General features: G+C 42.4%; 1 protein-coding gene. It reads right to left on the bottom strand.

From position 1 onward, the window contains the following. Nucleotides 1–59 precede the first annotated feature (59 nt). Nucleotides 60–659: a LysM-like peptidoglycan-binding domain-containing protein gene (locus R7P74_RS25355; protein WP_318123406.1), complete on the bottom strand. Its 600-nt coding sequence runs from the start codon at nucleotides 657–659 to the stop codon at nucleotides 60–62. Between the last annotated feature and the right edge of the window lie 245 nt (nucleotides 660–904).

Raw genomic sequence — 904 nt, forward strand, 5'->3', positions numbered from 1 at the left:
CAAAACTGCAATAAAAAAGACGCGAGATGATCGCGTCTTTTTTAAATCTACAACGGAAACTATTTGTTTCTGCCGAAGCTGCCATCCGCTAGACGGAAGAACATAACCGAATGATCGCTCTTTTCCAGTTGCAACATATCTAACTGGCCGTTTTCTGAGAGTTTAAAACGGATGAGTTGCCCCTGCTTGATATGGCTCAGTGGCTTGTCGCTTCCTTCTATTTTTACTAAGGCGCTAAGGTCAGCCATAGAAAGCTGATTGTTGCGAAAAACTTGAGCTAACGTATCACCATTCTTCACATGGTACTCTTTCCAGTCTTCTGACTTAGGCCCCGAGTTTTGCGACGTACGTTGCTGACTCAGGCTTTGCGCATTTAACTGGATCGCAACACGCTGGCTATCCCCTTCACCCTGCGGTTCGACTAACGGTTCCGTTTTTTTCGGTAACGGTACAATCAGAAGTAGAAGTAATAATGGCATTAACACCATCAAAGCTCGTTGATGGAATTTAGGTAAGCGCTGCCAAAATGCCTTGATTGGTTCTACACGTTCCAACCACTTACTTTTGTTGAACGGCTGCTTCCAGTTGATAGCAGCGAACTTTTGTTTGACCAACTCGACGTAGTCGACTTGCTGCTTTTTCTTTCTGCGACGATTCATGTTGATGTGTCCCTTAATACTTCTACTACCAGTATAAAAATACCAGCGCGGAGAGTATATGGTTTTGACTAAAGTAAAATGGAATTTGGTTTAAATTAGCAGAAATTTCACTTGGAGTAAGAGATAAGTCACACGCTGGATGGTCAGATAACGCAATCGGCAGCAATTATTTAAACCTAAGCTCGAAACTGATATCCTGTTACCTTTATCACTCCTAATAAGAGCGACATTCATGTCTGAAATTA

This window comes from Vibrio sp. 2033 (assembly GCF_033339735.1).

Coding starts and splice junctions, on each gene's coding strand:
- R7P74_RS25355 (WP_318123406.1), bottom strand. CDS start 659: ATGAATCGTCGCAGAAAGAAAAAGCAGCAAGTCGACTACGTCGAGTTG.